17 protein-coding genes are annotated in these 25,521 nt (G+C 47.1%); 6 read left to right on the top strand and 11 right to left on the bottom strand.

From position 1 onward, the window contains the following. Positions 1–36 precede the first annotated feature (36 nt). A complete protein-coding gene (locus RA156_RS14045) occupies positions 37–294 on the top strand; it encodes a hypothetical protein (RefSeq protein ID WP_306640975.1) in 258 nt (85 codons plus the stop codon). Here RA156_RS14045 and RA156_RS14040 read toward each other — a convergent pair. The 3 genes from RA156_RS14040 to RA156_RS14030 all read right to left on the bottom strand — a co-directional run bounded on the left by RA156_RS14040 (position 278) and on the right by RA156_RS14030 (position 4,071). Next, positions 278–1,060: an alpha/beta fold hydrolase gene (locus RA156_RS14040; RefSeq protein WP_306640973.1), complete on the bottom strand. Its 783-nt coding sequence runs from the start codon at positions 1,058–1,060 to the stop codon at positions 278–280. The genes RA156_RS14045 and RA156_RS14040 overlap by 17 nt on opposite strands. Before the next feature lies 1 nt (position 1,061). Beyond that, positions 1,062–3,200 (bottom strand): hypothetical protein, encoded by a 2,139-nt coding sequence (locus RA156_RS14035; RefSeq protein ID WP_306640972.1) that lies wholly within the window; start codon positions 3,198–3,200, stop codon positions 1,062–1,064. A gap of 85 nt (positions 3,201–3,285) precedes the next feature. Then, positions 3,286–4,071, bottom strand: coding sequence for an XRE family transcriptional regulator (locus RA156_RS14030; protein ID WP_306640970.1), 786 nt, complete (start codon positions 4,069–4,071; stop codon positions 3,286–3,288). Between the two features lie 86 nt (positions 4,072–4,157). Between RA156_RS14030 and RA156_RS14025 the strand changes: the two genes are divergently transcribed. Then, positions 4,158–6,068, top strand: coding sequence for a DUF4139 domain-containing protein (locus RA156_RS14025; RefSeq protein ID WP_306640968.1), 1,911 nt, complete (start codon positions 4,158–4,160; stop codon positions 6,066–6,068). Between the two features lie 55 nt (positions 6,069–6,123). Here the strand turns inward: RA156_RS14025 and RA156_RS14020 are convergent, their stop codons facing one another. Together RA156_RS14020 and RA156_RS14015 are read right to left on the bottom strand one after the other, a co-directional pair. After that, on the bottom strand, positions 6,124–7,413 hold the full coding sequence (locus RA156_RS14020) for an amidohydrolase family protein (RefSeq protein ID WP_306640967.1): 1,290 nt from the start codon (positions 7,411–7,413) through the stop codon (positions 6,124–6,126). Between the two features lie 3 nt (positions 7,414–7,416). Then, the gene (locus RA156_RS14015) at positions 7,417–10,497 is read right to left on the bottom strand and encodes an amidohydrolase family protein (protein ID WP_306640966.1); all 3,081 of its coding nucleotides are present in this window, start codon (positions 10,495–10,497) and stop codon (positions 7,417–7,419) included. 113 nt (positions 10,498–10,610) lie between these two features. On the opposite strand from RA156_RS14015, the gene RA156_RS14010 reads away from it, so the two are divergent. Next, entirely contained in the window at positions 10,611–11,252 is a 642-nt protein-coding gene (locus tag RA156_RS14010) for a NifU family protein (protein WP_306640965.1), read from the top strand. 121 nt (positions 11,253–11,373) lie between these two features. Then, the gene (locus RA156_RS14005; RefSeq protein WP_306640964.1) at positions 11,374–11,748 is read left to right on the top strand and encodes a four helix bundle protein; all 375 of its coding nucleotides are present in this window, start codon (positions 11,374–11,376) and stop codon (positions 11,746–11,748) included. Positions 11,749–11,839: 91 nt separating this feature from the next. Here the strand turns inward: RA156_RS14005 and trpS are convergent, their stop codons facing one another. The 3 genes from trpS to RA156_RS13990 all read right to left on the bottom strand — a co-directional run bounded on the left by trpS (position 11,840) and on the right by RA156_RS13990 (position 14,527). Further along, positions 11,840–12,811, bottom strand: coding sequence for a tryptophan--tRNA ligase (trpS, locus tag RA156_RS14000; RefSeq protein ID WP_306640963.1), 972 nt, complete (start codon positions 12,809–12,811; stop codon positions 11,840–11,842). A gap of 77 nt (positions 12,812–12,888) precedes the next feature. Beyond that, positions 12,889–13,932, bottom strand: a complete 1,044-nt coding sequence (locus RA156_RS13995; protein WP_306640961.1) for a TRM11 family SAM-dependent methyltransferase — start codon at positions 13,930–13,932, stop codon at positions 12,889–12,891. A gap of 139 nt (positions 13,933–14,071) precedes the next feature. Next, positions 14,072–14,527, bottom strand: coding sequence for a DinB family protein (locus RA156_RS13990; RefSeq protein WP_306640960.1), 456 nt, complete (start codon positions 14,525–14,527; stop codon positions 14,072–14,074). Between the two features lie 34 nt (positions 14,528–14,561). Between RA156_RS13990 and RA156_RS13985 the strand changes: the two genes are divergently transcribed. After that, positions 14,562–16,340: a glycosyltransferase family protein gene (locus RA156_RS13985; protein WP_306640959.1), complete on the top strand. Its 1,779-nt coding sequence runs from the start codon at positions 14,562–14,564 to the stop codon at positions 16,338–16,340. A 61-nt stretch (positions 16,341–16,401) separates the two neighbouring features. Beyond that, positions 16,402–17,976 (top strand): hypothetical protein, encoded by a 1,575-nt coding sequence (locus tag RA156_RS13980; protein WP_306640958.1) that lies wholly within the window; start codon positions 16,402–16,404, stop codon positions 17,974–17,976. On the opposite strand, the gene RA156_RS13975 is transcribed toward RA156_RS13980, so the two are convergent. The 3 genes from RA156_RS13975 to RA156_RS13965 form a co-directional block, all read right to left on the bottom strand. Continuing rightward, the gene (locus tag RA156_RS13975) at positions 17,969–20,152 is read right to left on the bottom strand and encodes a DUF6311 domain-containing protein (RefSeq protein WP_306640954.1); all 2,184 of its coding nucleotides are present in this window, start codon (positions 20,150–20,152) and stop codon (positions 17,969–17,971) included. The genes RA156_RS13980 and RA156_RS13975 overlap by 8 nt on opposite strands. A gap of 80 nt (positions 20,153–20,232) precedes the next feature. Next, positions 20,233–20,643, bottom strand: a complete 411-nt coding sequence (locus RA156_RS13970) for a BrxA/BrxB family bacilliredoxin (protein WP_306640952.1) — start codon at positions 20,641–20,643, stop codon at positions 20,233–20,235. A 117-nt stretch (positions 20,644–20,760) separates the two neighbouring features. Beyond that, entirely contained in the window at positions 20,761–25,377 is a 4,617-nt protein-coding gene (locus RA156_RS13965) for a T9SS type A sorting domain-containing protein (RefSeq protein ID WP_306640950.1), read from the bottom strand. Between the last annotated feature and the right edge of the window lie 144 nt (positions 25,378–25,521).

The following is a 25,521-nucleotide window of genomic DNA, read 5'->3' as shown; positions in this document are numbered from 1 at the left end:
AAGGGAGAGACCAAACTTGAGATAACCTAACGTACTATGCACTTATTCGCATTCCTCAACCGATTGAAGGTTCAGGTCAGTGATGACCAACGCTACATTGATGTAGACTACACTCCTGGTTCCCCAGACGCATTATATGACATTTGTGACGTGAATGGCCGTATCATAAAAACGGGCAAAATCAATCGCGACTCCATGCGTGTTGCTGTTTCAGATCTGTTGAATTCAGCTTACGTCTTCCTCGTATTAGATGGAGATCGAATCCGAACTCAGCGATTTACAATCCACCGATAGATTTAAACCATTGGATCATGTGTTGAGTCGCCATATTAGGCTCCTCAAATTGTGACATGTGTCCTGTTTGATCCATGACAGTCCAGAAACTAGGGTTGACCCTGGTTTTCTCCTGATCCATGCTATCCATTGGCAATCTTGGGTCAGCATTTCCAAGTAGATATCCCACAGGAAAAGAAGCGGTATTGAGTGTTTCTTGATGATCATTGCGGTCTCGCATGATCTTCAAATGACGCGCAATTACTTCACTTGACATTTCATTAGCCTCTTCTGAAAGTTGCATTACCAGCGCTTCATAGGAGGCTTTTTTGTTTTCCGGAAAAAGGCCGCCAATCATAGATCGGGTGTAATGCGTTTTGTGGGTTTTAACCATCTCCATCGCGCGGTCACGGAGTGCTTTCTTTACCTCCGCGTCTTCACATGAGGTGGAATGATACATCATAAGTGATCCTACACGTTCAGGTGCACGATGCGCAAGTTCGCAAGCTACATAACCACCCAAGGAATGACCAATGATATCGGCTTTCACTACTTCGAGGGCATCAAGAATGTCAAGGCAAACATCGGCCAAAGACCCCATGGAGTTGAAGTCTTCAGGCATATCGCTGCTCCCATGACCAGGAAGGTCAGGGACGATATATTGCCGATCAGGGAAGCGTTCGAGCAGGAAGTCCCACATGCTTCCTTTTTCAAGAAAGCCATGGATAAGAAGAGTAGGAGCGCCATGTCCTACCACATCGACGTTCAGCGATGCTTCTTCGCTCATGTTATGGACAAGCCGTATCGAACTGACTAGTGAAAATCAACAGGTCTTCAGCTCCTACAGATCCGTCTCCATCGAAATCGGCAACACATCCTGTGGTGCATCCGAAATCAGAAAGGAACGCGAGGAAGTCTGCGATATCAACGTAGCCGCTATTATTCAGGTCGGCAGGACAGAAGCAGTTGGCCGGTGCTGTGAAAACACCCACCGCTACTGAACTACAGGTAGGCTCGTCTGTGAAAAGGATTAACACGTCGTTTGCGTTTCCGTCACTTGACAAGTCAGTGAGGTTGATCGTTTGTGGACTTGCTCCAATCGCAAAGTCAGTTCCGTTTACATTGATTGAACCCGTTGTTGGGGCGCTGGTGAATTCAACGACGATTTCTTGTGAGTACAAGTTGGTCATTGGATCACATGCTGTTTGTGCCCCAGCGGTTACATTATCGATGGAACATGGAGGTAAGCTTCCCTGCCAGAAGGCTACTCCATACTGGGAGCCATCTCCCGTGTATGAATATGGCGAAATGAGAGAGACAAAATCTCCAGCACCCCAATAGCCTGCAGATACAGCCAGGGCTTCGTTACCATTTCCGCCACTACCCCACTGAACGAAATCGAGGAAGTCATCGACCAATAGAAGGTTCGCACCTGGTGCAAAGAGCTCCATGGTTGAACCACCTGGGTTCGGATTCCAAACATTCCATTGCAGCGTCACAGAGCCTGCAGGTGGAATCACAATTGAACCGTCTACTGCGGTCAGTGCGCTTGCCAATGTGAACGAGAATTCAGAACCAAGAATAAAGTTGCTGGCATCAATCGCACAAGAGCCATAGTTGGTTAATGTGATTTGCTTCACATCCGTGTCTACTGCCGTGATACGCACGTTGTCACAACATGACTGAGGTGCGGTAAAGGCATTCGATTCTTGATACATACAGTCTGATTCTGAAGTGAAAAAGATGTCAAGATCTACACCTTGTCCGTCAGAAGGAAGTCCGATAATATTAATGGTCTGAGGTGAACCTTGGATTGTGAAGAGGTTGCCGTTCACGCTGATCAATCCTCCCGCAGGTTCACCTGTGTATTCAAGAATGATTTGCTGGTTATAGGTATTCGTGGCTGGGTTGCACGGGGTTTGAGTTCCTAAGGTCACGTTCGATATAATACAACCACCCACAGTCCATCCAATGTCTGTGAAGATGCCTTCTACGATTGGACCTGGATCGTGGTGCGCTTCTGCCGTTCCAACGAATGGAGTCATCAAGGCATTTCCACTACCAGCACCGTAAGTTCCCTCATTTAAGTGAGAATAGCTCGATCCTCCATTCCAAGAACCAGGAGCGTAGATACGAGGACGGTTTCCGTTGTTGTTTCCTATACCTTCAGCGCCGTTCCAATAAAGCTGGTTGCTTGTGAGGGCATTTCCAAGAGCTGTTGTTCCACTTGCGTAAGTGTCAACGAGGTCGTCACCATCAAGTTCTTCAATGAAACGGTCATAGATGATCGGGTCACCGGCGAGACCTAAGAAACCAGTGCTACCACTAACGTTACCACTACCAATGAATCCTAGACCGTGACACAACTCGTGAAGTACTACCGTAACGAAATCGTATTGACCTCCTGGTGTGTTACCATCGGTACCGTAGTACCAGTTGGCGTTGCTGTTGAAGGTACATGAAAGGTCAAAGGAAGTAATGTCATTATCAGATCCACGAAGTTTGTTTGCTAAGGCAGCTGGGTAGAAGGTATTTGGCTCAATCGCTCCGGGGAAATTTCGGAAGTACCCATCTGCACCGGCGAATCCAAGGGTTCCGCCTGAAAGTGATTGCCAATTCGCTTCAAGCGTAATCGGCACACTAGATGTCAGTAGACTCGCCCAGATATCAACCGCAAATTGAAAGGCCGTTTGAGCTTCTGGAGAGAAACCATTATAAACCACTGAGATGACTACAGAACGCTCTGCTCCAGGAACAAATCCCTCTGGTGGTGGCACGTAGGTGAACTCATCGATCCCCGTTCCTTGGAGCCCGTGTTCACACCCGTTCATATGTCCTTTTTGATATTCGCCCAAGCCGCATACGAGCTGAGCATTTACTGTTACGGCCGATAGAATAAAGGCCAGCGCAATAGTAAGTTGTTTCATGGTTAGGTCTCTGATAAGGGTGACTAAGATACGCATTTGATGACAGATGATTATCACGAATCTCTGTCACAGTCACTATAACAGACTAGTCCTCACTAAGTTTAGATTCAATTCGGGAGAGTCTATCGGTGATTTCACGAATCCTCAACGAGTCCACCTTACTGAGTGGAGTGACGGGGAAGTCAAACATCATGAATGCACGTGCTCTCCACATCTCAAGAATCTCATCTGCCGCAACCTCATAAGGGGCATACTCCGGATTCTCGCTGATCAAGCGGAACGTGCCATTGCTGCCGATGAGGTTCTCTACTCGTTTGAAAACGATACCATCATTTTTGGTGACCACGATGTATGGATGACCACCACCCGCATTTCGGATGTCATTCTCATAACTGGAAAGCACGTAGCTCCCTTCTGGAAGCGGGTGCATGCTTTCTCCTTCTACCTGAAACATTCGCAATGAGAGGTCTTGAGGGATCTCCTTTACAGGCATGCTAAACTGTGGAAGTCCTTCAATGAAATCCAAATCGCCATAGCCATCGAGGTAACCTGCGGCCGCCTTAACTGGAACCACTGTGATCAATTCCTCCTCACTGCTTTTGTCTACGGCAATGGAGAGGACTTTCAATGGGATTTCTGAGTTGAATTCCGCGCTAGCGGGGGTGTCATCTAAAGAACGAATGACCAAATCATCCAAAGAAATATTGAAGAATTCCGCGATAGCGATTAAGGTCTGAAGACGAGGCTCAGCACGACCTTCTTCATACGCACCAATTACGCTCCTATTCAGGCCTAGCTTCTCAGCCAGCTGTCCTTGAGTGAGCGATTGTTGCTTGCGTAAAATGCGAAGATTCTTTCCTAAGAACGACATGGATTCAAAGGTAAGCAATGGCATTCAGATGAACCCTTTTTGTGGAATCGTGTACGGAGGGGCATCAATCTTAAAAATGACAGACCATGAAACGCATGCTTATTCTCCTCTTCATGGCAGTGACCGTTTCGGCGCTAGCCAAAGACAAAGAAACCAAAGTAAAAACGAGCATTTCGGAAGCGACCGTTTTCGAATCAGGAGCTCAAGTTGTTCGCAGTGGAAAAGCGAGCATCCCCGCAGGAACGAGCCTGCTGATCTTTGATGAATTGAACACCGCAATCGTTCCTTCTCAGATTCTATTCAACGGAAAAGGCGACTTCACGGTACTCGCGAGCTACCACCGCTACAAAGTAGACACCATTGCCGGTTGGGATGTCGCTGAAGATCGCAAGAAGCTCGAAAAGGAACGCACCAAGTTGCAACAAGAAATTGCTCGTGAACAAGGTTGGCTCCAGATTTATGATCGCGAGGAACAGATGCTTCAAGCGAATCAAATTTTCGGAAGCAAGGAAGACGGAATCGAAATCACCAAACTCAAAGAAGCCGCAGAATTCGTGCGCCAACGTTACCTCGATATTCGCACGAAGCGACTTGAAATTCAAGATCGCATCGACGAAATGAATGTACGCGTGTACGAGATCAATAATGAGTTGAACATGCTCGGTGGCATTCAGACGAAGCAAGAACTTCAGTACATGGTACGCATCAATTCTAAGAAGCAGCAGTACGCTGAATTCAATTTGACCTACCAAGTAGCAAATGCAGGCTGGACGACCGGGTATGATGCACGAGTAAATTCAGTTAGTGAGCCTTTGGAGTTGATTCAAAACGCGCATGTATTCCAGAATTCCGGTGAAGACTGGGAAGACATTGACCTGATCATCTCAACAGGAACTCCTTCGCGAAATCACACGAAGCCCAATCTATCTCCGTGGTATATCAATCAACAGCCGGTATACCAACAGCAACAACCAACGGGATACCGCGGTGATTTGAATCAAGGATTGAGAGCTCAAGCGTACAACCCAAGTGTTCAGAATGTGCAGGGAAGACTTCTTGACGAGAACGGACAACCACTCATCGGGGCAACGATTGTGGTGCCGGGTACAACCACGGGAACAGTAACTGATGTGAATGGCTACTACAACTTGAATGTACCTCAAGGCGCGACGACGCTTTCATACAATTACGTAGGGTACCAAGCAGAATCACTGCCGATCAGTACGTACAATATGAATGTCTACATGAACTCAAACACGGCGAGTTTGAACGAAGTAGTCATTACCTCAGACGATGTAGCGATCAACCGCGATGGACGCCTATTCGGAGGAGCTAAGAAAGACAACAACCTCGATCTCAACTATGCGCCTGTTGCTATTGCCTATACACCCACTTCAACGAAGTTCGAAATCGAAGCGAAGTACAACATCCCAAGCGATGGAACGCGCTATGCTGTGAAGATGCAAGACATCATGATTCCCGCTGATTTCGTCTACCAGTGTACACCTAAACTTGACCCATCCGTATACCTCACCGCGCGCATCACTGATTGGGAAGACTACAACCTCTTCGACGGAAACATGAACATTTACTTTGAAGACAGCTACGTAGGTCAAGCCCACCTTGGATTGCAATACGTGGAGGACACGCTCACCTTATCTCTCGGTCAAGATGAGCGCATCGAAGTCAAGCGCCGTCGCATCAAAGCCGATCGTAAAAATCAAGCCATCCAAGGCACCCGCAAAGACGTCAGAGAATGGAGCTACGTGGTGCGCAACAACAAGCGCGAGCGCATCAAGATTCAGATAGATGATCACATCCCAGTTACCACATCTGAAGAGGTAGAAATCGAAGCGGAAACCCTCGATGGAGGCCACCTAAACGAAGCCACCGGCCGTGTTGTTTGGGACTATGAAATCCCAAGCGGTAAGCAAAAAGCGTTCAAGCTGAAGTACTCGGTGAAGTATCCGAAGGAGCTTTATGTGCGATTAGAATAGGCGTAAGGCCTAAGGCGTATGGCGTAAGTATTGGCTTAAGCCTTAGGCCATAAGCCTAGTTATCATACTTCGCCTTATACTTCCGATAAAGCTGCAACTGACGATTGTCAAGGTCGATCGCGCGGCCTTGGATGTAAGCATGCGTTACATCGTTAGTGCGCATATCGAGGGCGTCACCTGTTGAAATGAACAGCGTGGCGTCCTTTTCTTTTTCGAGGGAACCGAGACGGTCATCGACACCGAGGATTATTGCGGTGTTTAAGGTCATGGCCATGACGGCCTCTTCGTATTCCAATCCGTACGCAACGGCTGTACCTCCGTAGAAAGGTAGATTGCGTGTGCCCATCTGCTCCATGTCTCCGGCATTTTCAATGCAGAACAAGACTCCTGCTTCCTGTAGTAAGGCTGGGAGTTTGTACGGAAGATCCACATCGTCTTGATCAAAACGAGGAAGACTGTGAACACGCTGAATCATGACGCTGACGTTATTCTCCTTCAATAGATCTGTGACAAGGTAGCTGTCATAGCCACCAATGATCACCATGTGCTCGATGCCCATGGCACGCTTGAAGTGAACGGCTTCAGTGATTTGCTTGATGTCATTTGCATGGACGTACAGACGATGCTCTCCGTTGAATAGTCCGCACATGGCTTCGTACTTCACTTCGGTGATTTCTTGCTCGCCTTCGCAGTAGGCCTTTGCTTCCGTGAAGAAGCGAATGATCTCTTGTTTCGTTTGATCGTAGGTCTTACGCTTCTTGAATTCCGTCTTGCCGTGTTGGCTGTGGCGGTGGTGAACGTATGGCCAATTCAAATGCACACCATCTACCATTTCAATGGCTGCGTCTTCCCAGTTCCAACCATCGAAGTGAACGATGCTGCTGCTTCCGCTGATGATCCCACCACGAGGGGTGATTTGTCCGATCAAAACACCGTTTGTTCGTACGGTCGGCGTCACCTCGCTTTCAGTGTTGAAGGCGATGATTGAGCGAACGTTGGGACGAAAAGTTCCGGTTTCATATTGATCACGCGTGGCACGTACTGCACCGATTTCTTGCAATCCAAGGGTTGAATTTGGAGCGATGAAACCAGGGTAAACGTGCTTTCCAGTGGCGTCAATGATTTCGTCGTATTCGGCTTGGTTGACTCCGCGTTGCGGACCAGCATACTTGATAATTCCGTCTTTGAATCCGATCGCAGAGTCTTCCACGACCTCGCCGTTACCCATGTGGGCTGTGGCGCCAACAATCAGAATCGACTTCGTTTGTTTTGGTCCAGGAGTAGGTTGTGCCCATGCCAACACAGTCACAACACAAAGGATGAGGAGGATACTGTACTTCTTCATGGCTTATCGGATTTCTTCAGTTGCACTATCACAGTGATAGCGGTGTGGAACTCGTTCCATCGGTTTCTTTTTTCCTTCACCTCCATCGTTCAACATTTGCTGAACAAGTCGGGCGCGTTCTTCACGCATTTCTTGACGGAGTTCTTGATCACGTTCTTGGTCGTAAAGTCGACGACCATCAACAAAGGTCATGCGAGCCTGAGCGTAGATGCTCAACGGGTGATCAGTCCAAATAACGATATCAGCATCTTTACCCACCTTGATCGACCCCATACGGTCGTCGAGGTGAAGCAGTTTTGCCGGGTTAAGCGTAACGAACTTCAAGGCCTCTTCTTCAGGTACGCCTCCGTACTTCACTGCTTTTGCCGCTTCTTGATTGAGACGTCTCGCCATCTCGGCGTCGTCACTATTGAAAGCGGTAATTACTCCTTGTTCCCACAGGATGGCTCCGTTATGTGGAATGGCATCTTTCACCTCGAATTTGTAGGCCCACCAGTCAGAGAAACTCGATCCTCCAGCACCGTGCTCGAACATTTTGTCGGCTACTTTATATCCTTCCAAAATGTGCGTGAAGGTGTTGAGCGTGAAGCCCATTGAATCAGCCACGTGCATCAACATGTTAATCTCATCTTGACGGTAGCTGTGACATGAAACAAAGCGTTCACTTTCGATGATTTGTAAGAGTGTCTCTAACTCAAGATCTCGCCTTGGGGCGGTTGGGAACTCACCTTTACGACGTTGACGACGTGTCAGGTTGGCCATTTCTTCCTCGTAGGCATCCCAAGCCTCACCATATTCACGGGCTCTGATGAAGTGATCGTAGAATACTTGCTCCACACCCATACGTGTTTGCGGGAAACGTGAACGGTAGTACTCACCCCAATTCGATTGTTTCACGTTTTCACCAAGGGCGAATTTGATGAAAGGTGCGTCGGTCTTGATGAGCATTTCCTCTGGCGTGCTTCCCCAGCGCATTTTGATGATACCGCTTTGACCGCCAATTGGATTGGCCGAGCCATGAAGCAATTGAGCTGCTGTCACCCCACCGCTGAGCTGACGATAAATGTTGACGTCTTCGCTGTTCACCACTGAGGCGATGCTTACTTCAGCTGAGCTTGCTTGGGTACCTTCATTCACACCACGTGAAATGGCAATGTGTGAGTGCTCGTCAATGATCCCAGGTGTGACGTGAGCTCCCTGAGCGTCATATTGTATGATGTCAGGAAGTGTTCGTCCGTACAACGCATTAAGGTCGATGGACTTCCCAACGGCCTTGATCTTGCCATCGGCAATGAGCAACTGTCCGTTTTCGATGATGCCGTCTTCTTCGCATGTCCAAATGGTGGCATTTGAAATGAGCAATATTTCTTGCGCGGGTTGTTCTTTCCAACCGTAGGCAACAAATGGGTAGGTGATTTCAGGCATGTTGGTGCCTAAGGTGTCTGTTCCTTCAGCCGCTAGCGCGGAACGCTTCGCTTCTTTTGGTTTCTCCACCTCGTTGTCTTTTACTGCTGCCCATTCAATCCACTCGCCGCTTGGATCTTCTCCTTTACCTTTCCAGATACGACCTTTAAAGGCGTTTCCGTTCAGACGGTACGTGCCGTCAAAAACACCTTCAGTAGGACCAAACTGAAGACCGATCATTTCGCCTTCCTGTTTGATTTTCACTTTCACCATCACCGTGTCGGCGCCTTCCTCTCCTTGAGTAATGACTTCGAAAGATCCCTTGTGTTTGCCAGGTTCACCTTTCACTTTGAGGTTCCAGCTCTTATCGTTGAAGGTAAGTGAGTATTCACCGCTCAGATCTGGAATAGTACGGTCAATGAGAATGTACTGTTCACCTTGCACCCAGTTCTCCACAATCTTGCTTCCTTCATTAAAAAGAGGTCCTGAAGTCAGGATGAAGTTGGCGAGCATGCCATTTTGAAGTGTTCCCACCATGTCTTCCATTCCAACCAAGTTGGCTGGAGTTGAGGTCAGAGCACGTAGCGCGTCTTCCTCTGAAAGTCCGGCTTCAATGGCTTTTCGTACTTGTCCGATCAGCATTCCGGGATCTTTCAATCCTTCAGCGGTGAACGCGACTTGGATACCAGCGTCAATGAGTAGTCCTGGATTTGACGGGGCCAATTCCCAGTGACGCAATTCATCCAAACCAATCATACGAGCTAAGTATGGATCACTCACATCATACGCTCCAGGAAAATCAAGAGGAATGATGAGGGCACCGCCGCTATTTTTGATGGCTTCGAGGCGTTGGTACTCATCTCCATTTCCGATGAAGTTGTATTGAACGCCGAACTCATCGCCCACTTTATCTGCTCTGAGAATATCTAGTCGGTCGCGTACTTTAAAGAATTGTGGAAGTTCTTGATTCGCAATCCAGGCTTCCAAACTGAGGTTCCCTTCATTGACGTCATCGCTCGTAGCATACCAATTCGCATCGCAATATGTTTGTCGAAGCAAGGCAATTACACCCATCAATGAACTCGGGTAGTTCTGAGTAGATGACCCTTTACGAAATGCATAGAATGCTCCTGCATCGGAAGCGATGAGGTCGTGATTTTCGTTGTCTCCGAGGGTAATAAAAGCTCCAGTTCCTCGGGCGATTCCGTCTTGTTGGTTAATCAAAAGTGATCCAAATCCAGCGCTGCGAAGCGACTTCGCTGAACCACTGCTGTGCGTGAAATCTTCAGCTGCTCGAATCTCTGGTTTAATCGCTTGGTTCCAACCGTAAGGTCCTTTCTTATTGCTCAAGTATTGAGGACCAGGTTCACGCTTCGTTTTTGGAATTTCCGGAGTACCGTAGTCACTGTACAGATCAATGAATGAGGGGTAGATGTGCAGACCAGAACAGTCTACCTCTACCATGCCTTCTACCTTAGCCACCTCACCAGAGGCTACGATCTTACCATTGGCAACCAACAAGTCTCCTTCTACTACCTGATCAGCAGTGATGTGAATTGTGGCGTTGGTCAATACATAAACGGAAGAGTTCTTTTCGTAGGTGCCATTCACCGGGTAGGTGTTTTGACCGAAAACAACAGTGGTGCTCAAGAGCATCAGCAGGAGCAGGAGCTTTCTCATAGGATTCAGGTTCTGGTGCACAAAAGAACAAGCTTCCTACTAAACTTGTTTCGTTTAGAAGTGCGGCTCAATTACCTTTGTCGTGCAATAGAATGCCGAAGATACCCCAAGCAATGGAAACGAAAAAAATACCTACTGCAGTTTACGCTGAAATGACTCCGAACCCATCAGTGATGAAGTTTGTAGCTGATCGCATGTTGATCAACGGAGGAGAGCAAGTTCAGTACACCTCGAAAGAGTCTGTGGGTGATTCATCGCCCTTGGCTGATGAATTATTCAACTTCCCCTTCGTAACGCAGGTATTCGTTTCTGCCAACTTCGTCTCAGTCACAAAAGACGATTCACTAGGGTGGGAGATGATTGTCCAGCAACTACGAGAGTACATCCGCGAATGGCTCACCGAAAACGAAGTGGCGGTAGCATTCGTCCCTGAAAGTGCAGTTGTAACTCCGGAGAACTTCACTCCACCAACGGCGCCTTCAGCTAATCAGCCGCAGCTTAGCGCTGAAGACATCATCCCTTCAGAGTTCGACGCTCAAATCAAGCAATTACTCGATGATTTCGTTCGTCCAGCCGTAGAACAAGACGGCGGCGCCATCGATTTCATGGCCTACAAAGAAGGAACAGTCTACGTCACCATGCGCGGCGCATGCAGCGGATGTCCAAGCTCAATGCAAACCCTCAAAGGTGGAATTGAGAATCTCCTCAAGACGCACATTGAGCAGGTTGAGGAGGTGGTGGCTTATGAAGGATAACTTTTTGGGCGTAGGGCTTAAGGCTTAAGGCCTATGGCCATTTTACCGACTACAAGATTTTGGTTGACGTTTGTGAAGTCTTTGTTTTTTGGGACTTTAAATGGGGTTACTTGGGTGAAAAATGCCTAGAACCTTTGAAGACCTCATCGTGTGGAAACGTTCGCGAGAGATGGCGAATATCATTTTTGAAATGTGCCGTGCCGTTGACAAGTCGAGGGTAGACTACACACTCAACAGACAAATCACAAGAGCTGCGATCAGCATAGTTTCGAATATCGCAGAAGGTTCTTCAAGACGTACCTTAAAAGACTATTGTCATTTCTTAGACATAGCGAATGCCTCTTCAGCCGAAATTCGAGCTCAGTTATACTTATTCGAAGACCAGAAGATGGCTTCGCCAGAGTTATGCGAAGAATTAAGAAATGAATGCAAAGTGATCTCTCGGATGATCTTCGGATTGCAAAAAGCACTTAGAAAAGAGATTGGAGAGGCTTAAGGCTTAAGGCCTAAGGCCTATGGCGTATGTTTTGGCATAAGGCGTAAGGCGTTAGTACTGGCTTAAGCCTTATGCCTTAGGCCATAAGCCTTTAATAACCGGTTTTCTCCCTTACACGCTCCAAAACCCCTCTCGCAACAACACGTGCTTTTTCTGCTCCTTTCGCGAGTTCTTCGTCGATTTTTGAGCGGTCAGCCATGAGGGCGTGGTACTTTTCGCGTGCTTCTCCGAAGCGTTCGATGATGGCTTCGAGGAGGTCTTTTTTGGCGTGGCCCCAGCCGTAACCGCCGGCGCGTAATTGATCAGCCATGGATTGCACTTTTTCCGCGCTAGCGATCAATTCATAAAGTTTATAAACCACCGCAGAGTCTGGATCTTTAGGATCCTCGAGTGGAGTGGCGTCTGTAATAATGTTCTTGTTGAGCGACTTCTTCAACGGCTTGTCTTCCATGAAGATGTCGATGATGTTGCCGCGAGACTTTGACATTTTGTTGCCGTCAGTACCCGGTACATACATGGTCTCCTCTTTGAGTTTGTCTTGAGGAATGACGAAGGTTTCTCCCATTTTATGGTTGAAACGGCTCGCCACATCGCGCGTCATTTCGAGGTGCTGGAGTTGGTCTTTACCCACAGGCACAAAATCAGCATCATAGAGCAAGATATCAGCTGCCATGAGCATAGGGTAGACGAACAAACCGGCATTCACATCTTCGAGGCGATCCGCCTTGTCTTTGAACGAGTGCGCCAAGGTCAAACGCTGGTATGGGAAGTAACACGAAAGGTACCATGCGAGCTCCGTCACTTCAGGAATGTCGCTTTGGCGATAGAAAACAGACTTATCCGTATCTAATCCGAAAGCCAACCACGTGGCAGCCACCGAGTAGGTGTTTTCACGCAACACTTCTGCATCCTTGATTTGCGTCAAAGAGTGCATGTCAGCGATGAACAAGAATGAGTCGTTTTCAGGCTGTTTCGCCAACTCAATCGCAGGTAGAATTGCACCCAAAATATTTCCTAGGTGCGGTGTTCCAGTACTTTGTATTCCGGTAAGGATTCGTGCCATGCCGCGAAGGTAGGGGTTTTGTGGGCGTTAGGCTATAGGCGATAGCTGGATTCGTACTAAGGCCTAGCGCCTATAGCCTATCGCCTAACAACAACGATATCTCGCTTAATAGCGCGGTCAACTTGATGGACGAACATTGAATAGGGTTCGCTATCTAGAACTTCCAGACCTGCCTTTTCGAAAAGCTCGCGGATGACTTTTGGAGAGGCAACGTTGCTATTCCATGCCAAGACAATGACTCCGCCTGGGTATAGTACCTTCTTCCATTCACCAATGCTTTCCGCAAGCAGCTCCTTTGGGTTTCGTGAAGGTGATGGCCCTTTCTTTTCCGTATTGTGTGCATGGTGAACACCGTAAGGAAGATCTCCGATGATCAGGTGGAAGGATGCCTTCTTGAAATAATCGTGAGCTCCTTGTGTCTCACCTTGGATCAGCCCTAGGTAACGTCGTCCATCAGGTTTCTTAAATTCATCTTTGTCTTTGGCGTAGGTGAATTCTTGAAGATGAGTGGCTTGCGACTTTTTACTTCCGGAAATCTGGCGTTTATTCAGAAGGTGCTTCATACGTTCTTCCTGCAGGAACTTCTTGAAGAATACCTGTCCTTCATGAACCGACTTCTGATCAAGTTCAATCCCGTAGGCATCGTAACCATAAACCGCCGCTTCATAGAGTGTTGTTCCACGTCCGGCCACCGGGTCGAGCAAACGAATCGCCTCTTCATACCCAAAGCCTGAAGAAAGTAGTCCAACATTGATCATCATGCGAGTGAAGAGCTCGTTGGTCTTTCCTTTATACTTGAGCAAAGAGCTGATTTTCGGATCGATGTAGTGATGGTCTTCCATCAAGAGGGGTTCAAGAAGAACCTTATCTACGACTTCCACTCCTTGGTACATCGCAAACAGAAACGAAAGGCGTGCCGCAATTTGAAGATCTGTTTCAGAAAGTGCACTCGCACATTCCAATTTCAAATAGCGTACACCGGCCAATTCTTCAACCGAAATATTGGTCACCTCAGTAGAAAAACGATCTGTTGCCAGCGTCAATTCTGCCAAAGCTAAGTTCTCCGCAGCATCGTAATAGACACGATTGTGCCCCGGGTGTTGTAGTAGGAAGTAATTCACGGCGCGAAGGTACTTAAAGCGCAGGCTTTAGGCTATAGGCATTGGGCGTTAGAGTCTTTGGTTTTTAGTCTTTGGTTTTTAGTCTTTGGTTCTTGGTCACTAGACTCTAGACTCTAGACTCTAGACGCTCGACGCTCGTCTAAAACAAAGTTTTCAGCAAAACGATTTGCCCAAGATGATAATAAGAGTGCTCGATAATCCCTCCAATATTTCGATAATAGTTACCGTACTTAGGATCAGTAAAGTCTTTATCCCAGATGGATTCAGGGAGTTCTTCGATGAGGTCAGCCATTCTTCTGACGCTATCAAAAATGCCGTTGACCATACCTCTCCATTGTTCTTCATTTTCGATAGGAGGGTGGTCGAAACTTTCCGAGTCTTTCCCTTCTAATGGACCTCCTTCAAGCACACGGAGGGCTACGTTGACGAAGTATCCGATATGAAAGGTGAGGGCAGCAATGGTGTTCTTTCCTGCGATGGGCTGAAGGGCTTGTTCCCAAGTTACATCAGCAAGGTGTTCTTCAACATTGGCAGCAGGCCAGTTTCTTCCGAAATAGGCCTCGCGAAGGTGTTTAGCAATCAAGGCATTCATCATGGGGATAATCTAGGAACAATATTTTAGAAACGTTATGTCTGAACGTGAGCAGAACCAATCCCCCTTCATCGATTATCATTTAATTTGTCCCATGCCACGACGCCACGACGCCACGACGCCACGAGTAATTTTACTTCTCGTTATGCTGAGTTGTGCATTTTTTTCAGCCTCGAATAACGCTGGGAAAGATGTGATTACATGGGACGCTTTTGGCTATTACCTTTATTTACCGGCAACGTTTATTCACCACGATCTAGACCTATCAGAGGATTGGGCCGATGGCGTTTACGTCACATACGAACCATCTCCTTCAAAATATCAACTTGTTGAACAGAAGGATGGAAAACGGACGATTAAATACTCTTCAGGATTAGCCATTCTGTACTCACCTGGTTTTTTCGTTGGGCATGTGATTGCATCTGTAACTACATATCCTACTGACGGATTTTCAAAGCCTTATCAAAAGGCAATGTTATGGTGGGTCATTTTATTCAACCTGTTAGGTATCTGGTTATTCTATCGTTTTCTCGAGGAAGAGTTTAATCCATTGATAGCGTTGATTACCTGTGTTTTAGTGGTGTTTGGGACGAATTATTTACTCACTGCGTATATCTCGATTTTAATGCCCCATGGATTACTTTTCACCCTTTACGCAGCACTCCTAAGAGCTTGTCAGCACTTCAGAGATAACCCAGGAATTCGAAGTCTTCTAGTCCTAGTATCCATACTTGCCCTCATGGTTTTAAGCAGACCAACGGAAATTATTGCTGTACTTATTCCACTCTTTTTTACGGGAAAATTGATTGGTAATGGGTCTATGTTAGACCGTGTCAGAAAGCGCTGGTGGCCGGCCTTTTTGCCTTTGATAATCCTGGGGTTTTTACAAATGCTGTACTGGAAACATACGGCAGGGAGTTGGTTGTATCTCAGTTATGATAATCCAGCGGAAGGATTAGATCTGGCCTCACCACATTTACTGGATGGATTGTTTTCATTTCGAAAAGGATGGCTCTTTTGGACCCCAATAAGCATGGTGGCTATCTCGGGATGGATGTTCGTGCGCAGTCATATGAAATGGGGAGCATTAATCTTCATTGTTATGAATGTCTGGATCATCCTCTCATGGAGCACATGGTGGTATGCTGAATCTTTTGGGCACCGTGCCTTTGTTCAGTCATACCCTGTAGTTTTCATTGGCTTGGCATTAGTCTTGAAATACACACTGGAAAATAGATCGCAGGTCAGAATCCCTATTCTATTTTTAGCTGTGTTCTTCGGAGCATTATCACTTTTTAAATCATGGCAATTCACTCATTGGATCTTACCTGGAGACCGAATCACAAGCGACTACTACTGGGCAACATTCTTTGATCTTGAACCACGAATAGAAACGAAAGAACTCTTATTAGTAGATCGATTTACTCGTGAACCTGACCCTGAGGTTTTGGAAAAGAACTACCAGAGTACCTCGATTGAAACAGTGGAGTTTCACACTGATGCATACCCTTTTGTTTACAAGCAGGCCTATTCAGAACTCACTTCAAGAGATCATTTTATGGTCAAAATCACTGGTTATGATATCTCTAGATCCATGGAGGACCAATTCCATTTTGATTTATGTGTTGTTTCCAAAGGTCGAATTTGCAGTTTCTCGTCACATCAAATCCTCGGGCGAGATACGATCGTTCTTCTTTCGCCGGAGGTCAGGTATCCATCTTCAGACACCATTTTACTTCAAATGGTCAATACAAGTGAGGAGCCAATGATTGATCAGGCGCTAAAACTTGAGTTTTTTGAGCGCATCAGGAATTGATTGCATCTAGCATTTGAGTTTAGTCAATCTCCCCTTCATCGATTATCATTTAATTTGTCCCATGCCGAATCGTTCCACGATCATCACCTTCATCTTGCTGCTGGCCACCATGGCCTTCTTCGGGATTTTTGATCTCTGGAATGAACGTCCACACCCGCTGCATATATGGCGTAATGCCGATTGCTTGAGCATTACCCAGAACTACTATGATGAGGGCATGAACTTCGGTGAACCTGCGATTCACAATTACATTTCTGATGATGACACAAGCGGGAAGACCGCCGGGGAGTTTCCCGGTTGGTACTATCTCATGGCTTTGCTTTGGAAGATCTTTGGAGTGAATGAGGGACTGTACCGCTTCGCGGTTGGCGGCTTCTTTGTCCTATCGTTGTTGGTCTTGCAATCTGCTACCAGACGACTGATCGGCGATTTTTGGTCCGTGTTACTCACGGTGTGGCTCTTTGTGCAACCCGCACTCGTGTACTACGCATTCGCCTTCTTGAGTAATGTGCCTGCCTTGAGTTTTGCCCTCCTCGGGTTGGCTTTGTTCATTCGCTATGCCATCGATGGATCTAAGAAACATCTGTATTGGATGAGTTTCTTTTATGCCTTGGCTGGCTTGTTTAAAGTCACGGCTTTGTTGACTTTCTGTACAATTGGCGCCTTGTTGCTTTTGGAATGGATAGGTCTCGGCCTATGGCCGGAACGCAAGCTTTTCAGGAACCACAAGCGAGATCTACTTGTCATGGCAGTGGCCTTGTTGCCAAACTTCATCTGGTATGCTTGGGCAGCGTGGTATAACGGTATCCATGAAGGGAAGTACACTTTTAACGGTCTCTGGCCGCTCTGGGAAGCTGATGCTTCTTATCGGGCTGAGGTTTGGCAGGGGATCATAGAGTTCGTGGGACCACAAATCATGTCTCCAGTGAATTGGGTAATCGCGTTGTTGACCACTTTTTTAGGTGTCTTCTTCGCCAAGCGAATCCCCAAAGCACTTTGGCTAGCGCCGATCATTCTCTTCTTGGGTTGTTTGGTTTACAGCGTCCTTTGGTTTCAAGCCTGGAGGAACCATGACTACTACTTCATCAATGTATATGTATGGCCGTTAATCGCTTTGGGCTGCATTGTGGGAGTAAACAAGATGTTGAACCTTCCGAAGGTGACCGAACGATCAATTCGTGTGGTTGGAGTGCTCGTGTTGGTTTGGTCTTTTTGGTACGGACAAGAACACCTCGAACTTCGTATTGCTCCGGATTATGAGAAGGAATATTACACCGCCATGGAGCAAGAGGAAGGCGAGCTGAAGTACATTTTCTGGGATCACGACCGACATGAACGCGGCTTGCTTGACATCGAACCATTGTTGGCCGAAGCTGGAGTAGGTGAAGACGATCTCGTGGTTTCCATTCCCGACGCTAGCTATAGCATTACCCTTTATCTAATGGACCGAAAAGGGTGGTCAAACATGGTAAACCGGAACCGTAATGCGGAGAGCCTTCAAGAGCATATAGCGAAAGGAGCGAAGTACTTGGTGATTAACGAACCCGAATACGAAGATGAATTCCCTTGGGTAAAAGAGTTTATGACCGACTTGGTGCTGGAACACCGATCAATCCGGGTGTACAGACTCAATTAGTCAGCTCTTCAATTTCCAGCGCATCTACCTTAATTGGACCTTCACACCTCCATTCTCCTTTGACCATAATATCCAGTCGTTCGGGAATGGCTTCAGTCATATCGAACGTCACATAGGTTTTCGCCCATTGTCCATTCATCGGGTGTTCAGACGCCTGCTTCGGGGTATTCAATGCCACCCAATCTACTTGATCGCCAGTGGCGTACTGCGCAATGAGTTGAGCGTTCAGCTGATACTTTCCTGCAAGACAAGCATCTTCTGGTCCACGCATGTAGAGCGTTGCCATAAAGCGCTTGCCCAACCATGAGCTATCAGGTTCTGTACTGTAGACAACCGAAATCCCATCACAAGGGTATTCCGCATGCCCATTTCCTTCCCATTGAATGCCTTGTTCTAAGGTGTCAAATGGTTCAAAGACATATACCTCGTTGCTGTCTAGTTGATTTTCGCCCTTCGGGCGGAACGGTGCATACGCCCCTTCTGATCTTTGAATCAATTCACTTAAAGGAAGACTGCGCAAGGCAATACCATTCTCATTATAAAACTCTACACCTCGATCCCACCAGTGCTGTTCATCAGGATCCATGGGAGTGCCGTCATTGATCATACAGACTTGCTGAGCCAAGTCTAATTCTTGTCCGATGGTTTTGGGCGATGGTGCGCTCGCAAGAATTTCAAGCAATTGACGTGACTCATTCAACGAAGCTCGAGTCAAATGAGCACCGAAGGTAGGTTTGCCCGTGTGGTACGAAAGCAACAGGGTTACTTCCTCCATATTCCCATCAACGAATCGTCCGTACACCTCACTACCCACATGGAAATAGGGCAACGGTAACAACACATCTGTTTCTGAAGCATTGATACTATTGACAGCATTTTCATAGGCGGCCGGGGCACTGAAACTGAAGGGGTGTTCAACATCGCTTCGCAGTGTATCCAAACTTCTTTGGTGATAGAGACCTTCGAATGCCAGCAACAAGAAGAAGGCAACACTGATCGGGGTTCCCACGGCCTTCGGACGATTGGCCACAAAGGTCTCGAGCATAATCAAGGCCAAGGTGGTCAAGACAAAATAGAAGGGCCAGGCAAAACGACCAATTCCTCTAAACTGCTCCAAAACAGGGAAGTTCTCAATGCTGCTTCGGCCAATCCAAATGAATGGCTGACCGCATGCAACAAGGAAAAGCACTCCTGCCGCAATCAGGGAAGGTAAGATGACCAATACCCAAGTAACTTGCTGTTTTCGTACTGCTTGATATCCCCAGAAAATGAAGGAGATCAACATCAATCCTGCGCTTAATCCGATATAGGACCAACCTTCCCATTTGGTATTCCATCCCAGCTGCGCAGTGTATTTAGCAAGCGGACCAGTCTGCGGGAAAAAGATTGAACGCGGACTCGATAAAAAGTCAAAGTACCCATAGGGAGTGTCGAGTCGACATGAATGTGCATCCGTCAAATTCAGGAACCCCAAAAAGAGGATCATCGGAATGACTCCCGTAATGATTGGAGCCAATAAACGCTTCCAATTCCTGATAGATCGTAGCCATTCGATGCCAAGAAGGAGTGAACTGAATCCGATGGTCATTACGCCTAGATAGGCATGCGTGCCTAACCACCAAGTGTGAATCAAGGTCAAGACAATCAGCTGCTTCCAAGGCAATCCATCCCGCAACGCTCGGGTGGTCAGCCACCAGCTCAGAGGAAGTGCTATGGTATAGGCCAATGCATAGTGCCCTCCATCACGTAAGATCTGGGGTGCTAATAGCGTGAATCCAATGGCCCCTGCGATCGCGATGCCATGCCTGATTTTGAAGTGCCTGAAAAGCAAAAAGAGTGGAATGGGAGTGAGCAACCAAGACAGGTGAATCAAGAAGCTTAGCAAGTGGGCAGAGAGGCCTTTTACTCCCAAAAGCTGGGCAATCGGTTTCCAGAAAAAACCAAGTGCGGGGTGTCCGTCGGTGTAGAATACATGTTCGCCGAAAGGCTCCGCCATTCCTTCGAAATTGGTGAAGCTTTCATTGTTGTCAGCATACCAAGCGAAGGTGTAGAGATTCTTGATCCCATCTACTCCACCCCCTGAAGGATTGTGCACCGCAAAGAGGAAATCGAGTCCATGAACAGCCATGAACAAGACCAGTGTGGGTAATAATAGACGGAGGTACGGAATCTTCATCTGCGGCGGAAGTTACTTCCTTTCGACGGGAAAAAAGAAAGGCCCGCATGGAGCGAGCCTTTCGATCGATTCGTTGGTTCTTAGCAGAACTCGTCGAACGCTGCTTTGAGGTTCTCAGAGATCATTTCTGCTGTGCGTCCTTCAATATGATGACGTTCAACCATGTGAACGAGCTTACCGTCTTTGAACAAAGCAATAGACGGAGATGAAGGAGGGTAAGGCAGCATGTACTTACGAGCACGATCAACCGCTTCGCGATCAACTCCAGCAAAAGCCGTTGTCAAGCTGCTAGGCAATTTTGCGTTCTCGAGTGAGAGTTTGACACCTGGACGCATAGATCCAGCTGCACAACCACACACGCTATTTAAAACCACAAGTGTGGTACCTTCTGCATTCACTGCTGAGTCAACCTCATCAGGTGTCGTCAGCTGATTGAATCCTACTGTAACAAGCTCCTCTTTCATTGGAGCTACCATTTCCGGTGGATACATATTCAATGATTTTAGGCAAAGGTAACAATGAAATCCCAGCGAAGTTCCCGAATCCATCACGACTTCAGGTGGCGGGAGATAAAAAATGTGAAGGACCAAAGACTCGCTGGGATTCGCTTAGTGAACAACCAAGGTCTCTCGAGCTGAGTGATGCAGACTTTCTATTTCCACAACATATATACCCTTAGCCAAGTGATCGATGGTGACGGGTTGATCTGAGAGGGTGGCTTGTCGGAGAACACAACGTCCGCTAGAGTCAATAATTCGGAGTTCAAAAGATTCTTCTGAATCATCAATTCGAACGAAGATGATAGCTTCACCCGGATTCGGATAAAGGAGGAAGTTGTTTGAAGATATCCGCTCCGCCCGCTGACCTATCTCACCGCAGAGGGGATATTGAATATCATCAGGTGAAAGGATCTCCGCATCAAATACCGCTTGTGTCGGGTCGAACTCTTGAGGTTCGATCAACGAAATATCGGGGCTTGATAATAGCACAGAATCGTTGTCGAAGTATTGATTGAGCGATTCTTCAAGATGGGTGTATTCTAAAATTCGGCTTTTGCGATGGTTGACAGCTTCTTGTTCCCAGTAATCCAGTCCGCAATGCTCCATTTGCTCTAGGACCTCTATTGATTGATCGAAGAGACCAAGTGAAAAGAGCAATTGACTCTTCTCCAGTTCATACGCCGCTTGGGTGAAATACTGTTCTATTGGTGTTGACTGACCGGTGATCTTATTCAACGTCTTCACCGCGAGGTCATTTTCTTCGTCAAATGTCTGGGCACTATCTGGATCAAATACTAACTGCCCTCTTAGTGCTAACTCACCACGTACTTCTTGCAACGCCGAAGAAGCTCGACGCATGATTCGTCTGATGCTGGCGTCATTGGCATCCAGATCAGTGTAAAGAATCTCATGAAGCATAAGGGCTTTTAAATGTGGATCGGCATCAGACTGGAGGTATTGATCCTCCCATATAGCTCGTGTGATGGCACTTGATAGCGGGATGTTATCAAAATGATCAGACTGGATCAGCGGTTCTTGATTAAACGATTTGCCCAGTGCGCTGAGATGATCCCCATGTTCATCCATAGCCCCGCAACTTACTGGGAGTTGTGGCGATTTATCTATCAACTTCAGTACACAGCCATCCAGCGGAATAAACGGGGTTAAATCATCACATTCAGGATCGACCATGCGTAAAATGGCATCTGATGAAGTAGGAACACCATTAAACCAAGTGTTCTGGTGCACAGGGAAGAGACGTTGACATGATTCGTCGCAGAATCCTAAGATGGAACCCTCGAACATATGTTCTTCGGCAGACAAAAACTGATTGTACCCGCCGTCAACCTCGAAGTTTAAAACGCCGTTCAGTTCGCAGTGCACACCGTTCTGATCAAAGTAATTATATCCTCCTCCGAAGGAAGTGCTCATGTTCAACTCTGAGTAGAGTCCCATGCGAATACCCACTTCGTTTTCGGTGAAGTCAGAACAACGAATCGTCACCGCTCCACCCGACTTATCCAACCCAATATCGTATCCTGAAATGCCGGAGTCTTTCAATAGCATGGCCACGTCCGAATCATCATAAAGTGCCACGGAGTGTTCTCCCTGTTCTTCGAAAAAGGTGCCGATGATAGTGACAGGGTGAGATAGGGATTCGCTATCAATGGTAGACTTGTAGAATTGTGAATCAAAGCATTTATAGCTTCCGCCGATGACCTGCATTTCAACCCACGTCAAGTGCGAATCATCTACCCGGAATGAAGCATTACCCGGATGGCAACGAATTGGAATAGTAGATACCAAACAGTCTTTCAATCGACCATCACCATAAACACGCAGTCCGTAATTGGTGTCTAACCCTAAGAGCTTACATCCGGTGGCTCTGAATCCTCCACCGGCGGTGAGTTTACTATCGGTACCAAAGGTGATACTCGCATCACGCACTTCGATCTTTCCGAAGTCTGGTGAAGTCCACAAATTTCCCCCTTCCACGAGTTCAATCATTTTGTCATTCAGGCCGGTACCTATGACTTCAAGTTGACTGTTAAGCCCTCCCAGAATATTAATGCCTGAAGAGAAGAAACGAAGCTTGCCGCCCTCTGATCCAAAACCATGAAATGTAGCTGTAGCATTATCCCCCACATGCATACGTCCATAAATATCGATGGTAGCTTCGATACCTTCGAGTTGAATGGGTTCATCACCATATATGATCAAATCGGCACCTTCTTCAATGAGGATGGAGGCTCCGTTTCTCAGTTGAAGATTCCCTCCGTGAATGATGCACGAAGCACCCGATTGAATCACGAGTTCTGAGTTTTCATGAATGACTACGAAAGCGCCTTGTTCCATCTCAAAAGTGCTTCCTGATGTAACAGTAAAGTTGGCGGTCAGATTTCCGCCTTCACTTCCTAGAAAGAAACTTCCTTGATTGCCGATGAGAAGCGAGCCCCCGCATTGGCTTGTTCTGCAATTCATATGCGATCCGTCTTCTGGGAAAAGCGTTTCATCATCGCCAAAATTGATCGGTAGATTACCGTTAACGTGCAGTACACCTCCGTCACTAACTTCGTGCGTATACACAACGTTCTGGGAGGGATGCGCTAGGTTAAATTCACTACCCTCTGGAGTGTTCTCAGAGAGCACTGATGGTATGGATGATTCTCCTTGTAGTACCTCTTCGATCATTATCTGGAGCATGTCGTTGTTGATCTCGCTGTGGGTCATGTTACCGGTTGGGTGACCATAGATTCGATCGAATGGGGTGGTGATATTCCCAGCGTCAATTTCAGCTTGAACATCCATATAATAATCGTTGCCCGGTATACCAAGGGCGCTCAAGGTCGAAATGAAGGAGTGATGATCTTCATAATCACCTACGTTCAGATCACACCATGTTTCTAAGGTTGGATAAGACTGCAACGAAGCATTGATCGACTCCGCAAAGTCTTTGATAGATGTCCTTTTTCCGCCAGGAGCATTATCGTAGTTCAAGTAGTTATTTGGAACACGTGCGATGTGCTCATGAGTGGCCCAGCTAATGGGCCAATCCCATTGAAAACAATCCCAACCTTGACAGGAATAGTAGACCGAGTAACGAATAATGGCAATGGTGTTCTCGAACTCATTCGACTCTACATTGTATGGATCACCGGGAGACGCAATCAATAAGAACTTAAGGATGTTGTAATCTACCGGAGTACAGTTGTAATCAACCAAATGCTCTTGGGGCTCAATACCCAACTCAATCCCGTGAATGTTCCCATTGGCCATGCCAATCTTACGCACCTGCTCTGGGTAGCCAATCTCGGTCAGATAGTTTTGCATATTGAGATAGGCTTGCTCACCTACCTCTGGATATTGATCAAGTAGCATCTGCCGAGCCGCTGGTCTACGGAGGAAATTATCCGCGAAGTTGTCAGCCTCCTCCACGTGTTCTTCAAGGAAGAAAATGGCTTCTCTCAAGCTTCTAGGAATGTGTGCTCCCTTATGCGGTGAGTCCAGTGAAATCCATGAACGGGTACAATGAGGGATTCCCTCTAGCTCCATTTGTCGGAGCGCGATACGACTGACTTGACCACCCATACTTGCCCCTGCGACAACAAGCTCGTTCTGGCTGACTTTGTGCTCATTGGTTAACTGAATAATGGCTTTTAGCACTTCCGCGTTAGCGAGTATATCAGCAGCACCATCAAAGAAGTCGACGAGAATAATATCATAACCTGCATCCCTTAAGGTATTAATCATCTCAGGGCTGTTGTATAGGAATGGATACTCTGTCGATTGGCCAGATGAAAACTCATACCATCCAAAAGTTCCATTTCGAAGGACGCTCGCATCGAATCCAAAATCAATCCCCTCCACGAATATGAACGGACGATCAAACTGGTTGTCCTCACTGGTGAGCGTGTAGGCATTGGCGTAAACATTTGTGTCTTCGTATTCCACCTGGACACGCCAAGGGAAAATGGGGTTTTCAGGCTCCCACGGAGGAAGATTTGGCAAAGGAATAGCAGACTCACCCCCCGCAGACCGAACTTTCATACCAGAGCGATACTCTTGTTCATTGATGGTCGCCTTGAAGCGAATATGGCGATCCACATCTTGAGACTCATAAGAGACCTCCCGAACTTGATTTGGCTCTAGAGGCTGAAAGCCGAGTCCATCGTCAAAGTCGATCATGACATCTGACATGACTCCCAACTCAGTGAAGAAGAAGTCGCTCGAAAGCTGAAACAGATACGTTCCTTCGGTATAACGGTCGAAATCGAGATATATGGCGAAGAACTCTTCTTGATAAACCGGCGATTCCAAGGGCCCTGAGATGTCAATAAACTGGTCTTCAATCATGGCGAGAAGCCCTAGTCCAAAAGCATTGGCCACGAGATCGTCATAGACTCCAGCCGCGAGATGAATCGGAATCACAGTATCCAGTGATTTCCTTGCCTTCGCCGATTGGCGAAGCATTTGGGCAGACGGAATGTTATTCGATGCATACTCGGCCTTGTTCAGTTTGAAGAATAACGACCTGACCGTCTCAGGGTAGGAATCAGTGAAACTTGAGCCATCCGGAATGGCCATGGGAAGGTTATTTGAATTGGGCAGAAAAACGTCAGATTGGATGAGTGGAGCAAGCTGTAAAAGCTCTGGATTGAGTTGCGCGCGAAGGGCAAAACAGGCGCACAACATCACGGCCACATGGGCTGAAAATAGGTAGTTCATGGGATGTAGTTTGATGTTTGAGTTCAACGAACTTAAGTCGTTTAAACCCACGTCCGACAAGCGTTTTACTGTCGTTGATGATTACTTTGTACGTGTTGTTATTTCGTGTGTGTAACCATAACTGAATTCGCTCGTAAAAATGCG

It is taken from the genome of Sanyastnella coralliicola, assembly GCF_030845195.1.
GTDB lineage: Bacteria > Bacteroidota > Bacteroidia > Flavobacteriales_D > Sanyastnellaceae > Sanyastnella > Sanyastnella coralliicola.
Note: the sequence above shows the minus strand (reverse complement) of the source record. Positions and strands in the feature narration are given on the sequence as shown.